Origin of the sequence: Lentzea sp. (assembly GCF_036380075.1) — a bacterium.
Classification (GTDB): domain Bacteria; phylum Actinomycetota; class Actinomycetes; order Mycobacteriales; family Pseudonocardiaceae; genus Lentzea.
In genome coordinates, this window is record NZ_DASVFL010000085.1 from 1 (window position 1) to 6,071 (window position 6,071).

Annotated in this window: 7 protein-coding genes; 3 read left to right on the forward strand and 4 right to left on the reverse strand. The window is 72.3% G+C overall.

Features of this window, described 5'->3' with window-relative positions; all coding sequences use genetic code 11:
• Both VF330_RS10980 and VF330_RS10985 read right to left on the reverse strand, forming a co-directional pair.
• Positions 1-654 (reverse strand): alcohol dehydrogenase catalytic domain-containing protein (locus tag VF330_RS10980; RefSeq protein WP_330851432.1); only part of this gene is annotated, 654 nt, incomplete at its 3' end.
• Positions 655-720: 66 nt separating this feature from the next.
• The gene (locus tag VF330_RS10985) at positions 721-1,785 is read right to left on the reverse strand and encodes an NAD(P)-dependent oxidoreductase (protein ID WP_330851433.1); all 1,065 of its coding nucleotides are present in this window, start codon (positions 1,783-1,785) and stop codon (positions 721-723) included.
• Between VF330_RS10985 and VF330_RS10990 the strand changes: the two genes are divergently transcribed.
• Entirely contained in the window at positions 1,769-2,602 is an 834-nt protein-coding gene (locus tag VF330_RS10990) for a MurR/RpiR family transcriptional regulator (protein ID WP_330851434.1), read from the forward strand. The genes VF330_RS10985 and VF330_RS10990 overlap by 17 nt on opposite strands.
• A gap of 9 nt (positions 2,603-2,611) precedes the next feature.
• A complete protein-coding gene (locus VF330_RS10995; protein ID WP_330851435.1) occupies positions 2,612-3,028 on the forward strand; it encodes a GNAT family acetyltransferase in 417 nt (138 codons plus the stop codon).
• Between the two features lie 24 nt (positions 3,029-3,052).
• On the opposite strand, the gene VF330_RS11000 is transcribed toward VF330_RS10995, so the two are convergent.
• Together VF330_RS11000 and VF330_RS11005 are read right to left on the reverse strand one after the other, a co-directional pair.
• A complete protein-coding gene (locus VF330_RS11000; RefSeq protein WP_330851436.1) occupies positions 3,053-4,651 on the reverse strand; it encodes a SulP family inorganic anion transporter in 1,599 nt (532 codons plus the stop codon).
• The gene (locus tag VF330_RS11005; protein WP_089926887.1) at positions 4,648-4,980 is read right to left on the reverse strand and encodes an ArsR/SmtB family transcription factor; all 333 of its coding nucleotides are present in this window, start codon (positions 4,978-4,980) and stop codon (positions 4,648-4,650) included. The genes VF330_RS11000 and VF330_RS11005 overlap by 4 nt, the downstream gene beginning before the upstream one ends.
• Positions 4,981-5,210: 230 nt before the next feature.
• Here VF330_RS11005 and VF330_RS11010 point away from each other — a divergent pair.
• Positions 5,211-6,071, forward strand: an 861-nt coding sequence (locus VF330_RS11010) for a sporulation protein (RefSeq protein WP_330851437.1), incomplete at its 3' end; no start/stop codon positions are given.

Here is a 6,071-nt window from a genome sequence, read left to right on the forward strand (position 1 = left end):
CGCGAGGCGTTCGGGCACCCGGTCGACGCCGATCACGCGGCCGGCGCCGAGCTGCCTGGCGATCCGGACGGCGAACTGCCCGACCGGGCCGAGCCCGAGCACCGCGACGGTGCCGCCGGGCGGGACGTCGGCGTAGCGGACGGCCTGCCACGCGGTCGGCAGGATGTCCGACAGGAACAGGAACTGCTCGTCGGGCGTGCCGTCCGGAACGACGATCGGCCCGAACTGGGCCTGCGGCACGCGCAGGTACTCGGCCTGGCCGCCGGGCACCGAGCCGTAGAGGGAGGTGTAGCCGAACAGGCTCGCGCCCTTGCCCTCGTCGCGCACCTGCGTCGTCTCGCACTGCGCGAACAGGTCGCGCTCGCACATCCAGCAGTGCCCGCACGAGATGTTGAACGGCACCACGACCCGGTCGCCCACCTTGAGGTGATCGCTCGCGCCGGAACCGACCTCCTCGACGACGCCCATCGCCTCGTGGCCGAGCACGTCGCCGGGCTTCAGGTAGGGCCCGAGCACCCCGTACAGGTGGAGGTCGGAGCCGCAGATCGCGGTCGAGGTCACCCTGATGATCGCGTCCGTGGGCTCCTCGATCTTCGGGTCCGGCACATCCACTACCTGGACCTTCTCGTTGCCCTGCCACGTCAACGCCTTCATGGAGCTCCCTCTCGTCACGCTGGTCTGTAACAGAGCAGTACCCCTGAAAATCGACTCAAAACCGTTTCAACGGCCTGTCACCGGATGCGGGCGCAACGGCGAACCGGCGAGCTCCTCAAGGTGCGCGACGGCCATCAGCTCACCGTCCACCGGCCCGAACCTGGCCGCGGCCCGGCGGTGGACGCGGGCGACCACCTCGGACAGCTCGGCCGGCACACCGCAGTCCCGGAAGAGCTCGGTGACCGCGTCCAGCTCCTCGACACAGCGGTCCAGCCCGAACAGCGGCAGGTAGTCGCCGCGGAACACGCGGGCCACGTCGTGGCGCAGGAAGTCGCTGCCGGCGGCGCTGTTCGCCAGCAACGAGCGCAGCGCCTCCGCGTCGAGCCCGGCCGACTGCCCGAGCAGCAGCGCCTCGGCCGTCGCGACCGCCTGCCCGAACCACAGCAGGTTGACCAGCAACTTGGCGGTGTACCCCTGACCCGAGCCACCCACCAGGACGATGCGGTCCGGGTCGGCGATCACCTCCAGCAGCGGCAGGAGCCGGCGGAACGTGGCGACGTCGCCGCCCGCGAAGAGCTGGAGGGTTCCGGTCGCCGCGGCGTCGGGGCCACCTCCCATCGGCGCCTCCAGCACGGCGACGCCGCGACGGCGGGCGTCCTCCTGGATCTCCCGCATGACCAGGGGCGAACTGCTGGTCAAGTCGAGCCACGCGGCTCCGCCGGGCAGCTCCCCCAGCAACGATCCGGGCCCGCTCAGCACCGAGCGGACTTCCGGGATGCCCGGCATGACCGTGACCAGCACGTCCGCCCCCGCCGCGGCGGCAGTGGCCGACGGCTCCCAGCGAGCGCCACCGGCGACCACCGCGCCGGCCACGTCGTGCCGGACGTCGGTCACCACCACGTCGAATCCGGCGGCGGCCAGGTTGCGGCTGACCGGCAACCCCATCCGTCCTGCTCCGACCACGGTCACCCGCGCACCGGACCGAAGTGGAGCGTCCCGTTCGTCTGGCCCCTGCGACTTCACGAATCCTCCCGCTGCGTAGGTGATCACCACGCCTGAGCATGCCAGGAGTACTGTTCCAAGAATGGCGAGTGACGTGGAGCCAGATTCCAAAATGTCGTTGCTGAGCACCGCTCGGGTGGTCGCGCCGTCGCTGCGGCCCAGCGAGCGGCGGGTCGTCGAGTGGCTGGCCGCCAACCTGGAGCAGGTGCCCGGTTCCAGCGTCGTCGGCGTCCAGCAGGCGACCGGGACCGGTGCGGCGACGGTGATCCGGGCGTGCCGGGCGTTGGGCTACACCGGTTTCCACGAGCTCCGGATCGCTGCCGCCCGCCAGTCCCCCGGTGACCGCCGCGCGGACCCGGACTCCGACGGGGTCACCGGCTACGGCGCGTTGCTCGCGATCGAACGCGCGGCCGCCGAGTCGGTGCGCCAGGTCTCGGCGACCGTGCGGGAAGCGGAGTTCGACACCGCCGTGGCGGCACTGGCCGGTGCCGAGCGGTTGCTGGTGTTCGGCGCGGGGTGGTCGGGTCCCGCGGCCGCCGACACGGCCAGCCGGTTCCGTGCCGCGGGGTGGTTCGTCGACGCCCCGGCGGACGACGTCAACGCCGGCCTCAGCGCGCGGCATCTGACCGCGGACGACACCTGCCTGCTCTTCAGCCACACCGGCGCGGCCCGCGCGACCCTGACCGTCGCGGCGCACGCGAGCAGGTCCGGCGCTCGTGTCGTCGCAGTCGTCTCGCAGAGCGACAGCGCACTGAGCGAGATCGCCTCGGTCACCCTCGTCGTGGCCGGCGACGGCGGGGGTGTGCTCGGCATCGCCACCGGCTCGCGGCTCGCGCACCTCGTCGTCGCCCACAGCCTGCTGACCGCCGCGGTCACGTCCCGGGGAGCCCGCGCCCGCACAGCCCTCGACCGTTCGTCCGACGTCTTCGCCAGTTCCGTCCTCTAGGGGGATGCCATGCACATCAGGCCGTTCACGACCGCGGACACCGACGCCGTGGTGGGGCTGTGGGAGCAGGCCGGCATCACGAGGCCGTGGAACGACCCGCGGGCGGACGTCCGCCGCAAGCAGACCACCCAGCCGGAGATGTTCTTCGTCGCCGACGACGGCGGGGACGTCGCCGGGGTAGTGATGGCGGGCTACGACGGCCACCGCGGGTGGATCCACTACCTCGCGGTCGCCGACGCCCACCGGTCCACGGGACTGGGACGAACCCTGGTCGAGCACGCCGAGTCGGCGCTGGCGGCGCTCGGGTGCCCGAAGGTTCAGCTGCAGGTGCGACCGGACAACAGGAACGTGGTCAGGTTCTACGAGCACCTGGGGTACGAGCCGTACGAGGCGATCAGCATGGGCAAGCGGCTCGTCGTCGACTGACGAGACCTCGAGGTCGACCGCCGCTCAGGGCAGCGTCCCGTTCTGCCGCAGGTGGTTCCGCGCGTGCTCGATGGCCTCGGGCGTGCTCGCGAACATCCGCACCCCGTGAACTTCCAGCTGGCGGCGGTGCTCGTCGCGCACACCGGACAGCAGCACGGTGATGCCCCGGTTCTCCAGCTTCTCGACGGCGTCGCGCAGCACCAGTGCCCCGGTTCCGTCCAGTGTGGACACGTGGGACAGGCGCAGGACCACCACGGAGACGGACGCGATCTCGCTGAGCTCCAGGAGGAAGCGGTGCGCCGCGGCGAAGAACAGCGGGCCGTCCAGCCGGTAGGCGACGATGTGCTCGGCGAGCAGCCGCCGCTCCTCCTCGGTGTGGTCGCCGGCTTCCAGCGGTTCGACGTCGGCGCGCGCGGACCTGGCGACGGCGCGCAGCGCCAGGGCGCCCGCGACGACGATGCCGAGGACCACCGCGGTGACGAGGTCCAGTGCCAGCGTCGCGACGGCGGTGAGGACGAGCACCGCCCCGTCGGACCGGTTCGCGCGCACCAGCACCCGCACCGAGCCCACCTCGACCATCCGCACCGCGGTGGCGATCAGCACGCCGGCCAGCACGGCCAGCGGGATGCGGCCGACGACGGACGCCGCGGCCAGCAGGATGACGGCGAGCGTCGCCGCGTGCACCAGAGCCGCCAGTCGCGATGTCGCGCCCGATCGGACGTTGACCGCCGTCCTCGCGATCGCCGCCGTGGCGGGCACACCGCCGAACAGCGGCGTGACGACGTTCGCGATGCCCTGGCCGAAGAGCTCGCGGTCCGGGTCGTGGCGCTGGTTGACGCTCATGCCGTCGGCGACGGTCGCCGACAGCAGGCTCTCCAGTGCGGCGAGTGCCGCCACCGCGACCGCGGACGGCAGCAACGACCACAGCGCGCCCAGGTCCAGAAAGGACAGAGAGGGCGCGGGCAGCGACGCGGGCAGGGCTCCGATCCGGGCCACCGGCAGTGACCAGATCTCCGCCACCGCCGTGCCCGCCACGACGGCCAGCAACGAGAACGGGACCGCCGGCTTCCACCGCGCGCCGGCGAGCATCACCACGACCACACCGCCCGCGAGCGCCACGGCGGGCCAGACCGGACCGGCCCCGAACGCCCGGACGGCACCGACGACCACGTTGTGCGCGTCCGGGGCCGGCACGCCGAGAGCGGCGGGAACCTGCTGCAACGCGATCACCGCGGCGATGCCGATGGTGAAACCCTCGACCACCGGCACGGGCACGTAGCGCACAAAGCGCCCTACCCGTGCCACCGCCAGGCAGAGAAGGAGCACGCCCGCGAGCAGACCGACCGTCAGCACACCGCCGGGCCCGAACCTCGCGACGATCGGCACCAGCACGACCGTCATCGCACCGGTCGGCCCGGACACCTGCAGGCTCGACCCGCCGAACACCGCCGCCAGCGCGCCCGCCACGACCGCCGTCATCAGACCCGCCGCCGCACCGAGCCCGGACGCGACACCGAAACCCAGCGCCAGGGGCAGTGCGACCACCGCGACGGTGACCCCGGCCAGGACGTCTCTCGGCGTCGCGGCCGACCAGTCCGCCCTCGCCGGGAGGAAGGCTCTCACGCCGAGTCCTCGCGCAGCTGCGCGAGGAGCTCGTTCTGCCCCACCAGCAGCTCGGTCAGGATCCGCCTGGCGGCCTTCATCAGGTCGGCCACGTCCGCGCCCGCGAGCGCGTACACCACCGTCGAGCCCTCCCGGGTCGCCGTCACGATGCCCGACCTGCGCAGCACGGCCAGCTGGGCGGAGAGGTTGGACGCCTCCACGTCGATCTCGGCGAGAAGGTCGCGCACGGCCTTCGGACCGTCCTGCAACAGCTCCAGCACCCGGATGCGCACGGGATGGCCGAGCATCCGGAAGAACTCGGCCTTCGCCTGGTACAGGGGAACCGGCACCGGTCAGCCCTCCTCGCGTCCACCCGTGGACCACGACTTGTCGAATTGAAGAATTCTTCAATTCGACACTCTACAACTTCACCGGCGTCGAGTCGGCACGCCCTGCCGACCGGCGGGGGCAGGTCCAGCCAGGTGGCCGGTCGTCCCGGACGTCCGGCAGGTGGGACCGAGGTCCGCGGCTCACAACACTGGGACGCGTCACACATCCCGTTCCAGGAGGGGAACTTCTCATGTTCAACCGGATGCTGAGCGCCTTCGGCATCGGCGGCCCGTCGGTCGACACCGTGCTGGACTCGCCGCACGCCGTGCCCGGCCAGACCGTCACCGGGCAGGTCCGCGTCCAGGGCGGCAGCGCGGACGCCGAGATCGGCCAGGTCGTGCTGTCGCTCGTAACCCGGGCCGACCGCGGCGGCTTCTCGTTCGGCGGCGACGAGCACGGTGACGGCACGGAGTTCTTCCGCGTGGTGGTGCAGCAAGACCTGCGCGTGTCGGCGGGGCAGCTCGTGCCGGTCCCGTTCCAGCTGGCGTTGCCGTGGGAGACACCGATCACCGCCGTCGGAGGTGCGGCGCTGCCGGGGATGAGCGTCGGCGTGCGCACCGAACTGGTCATCGCGGGCGCTCCCGACAAGGGGGACCTCGACCCGGTGCAGGTCGGTCCGCTGCCGTCGCAGAACGCGGTGCTGGACGCCTTCGGCCGGCTCGGTTTCTCGTTCCGCGGCACCGGTGTGGAGGCAGGGCAGCTCGGGCTCCAGCAGAGGCTCGAGTTCGTTCCGCCGGGGCAGTTCGCGGGCAGGGTCGGCCAGGTCGACCTGAGCTTCGTCGCCGGCGCGCACGAGCTGGTCGTGGTCCTCGAGGCCGACCGGCAGCGCGGCGGGTTCACCTCCGGTGGCGATACCACCGGCCGGCTCCGCGTCTCCCACCAGGAAGCGCAGGTCACCGACTGGTCTGCTGCCATCAGCGGCTGGCTGGAGCAGGTCGCCGCGCGCTCGGCGACGAACCCCGCGTTCGGCGGCGGTGGTCTCAACCCGGCGTTCAGCGGGGGTGCTCAGAACCCCGCGTTCGGCGGCCAGCCCGGTTACGGCGGCTACGAC

Excerpts from the sequence above, each read along its gene's own strand:
- VF330_RS10990 (WP_330851434.1), top strand. The coding sequence starts at position 1,769 with ATGTCGTTGCTGAGCACCGCTCGGGTGGTCGCGCCGTCGCTGCGGCCC.
- VF330_RS10995 (WP_330851435.1), top strand. The coding sequence starts at position 2,612 with ATGCACATCAGGCCGTTCACGACCGCGGACACCGACGCCGTGGTGGGG.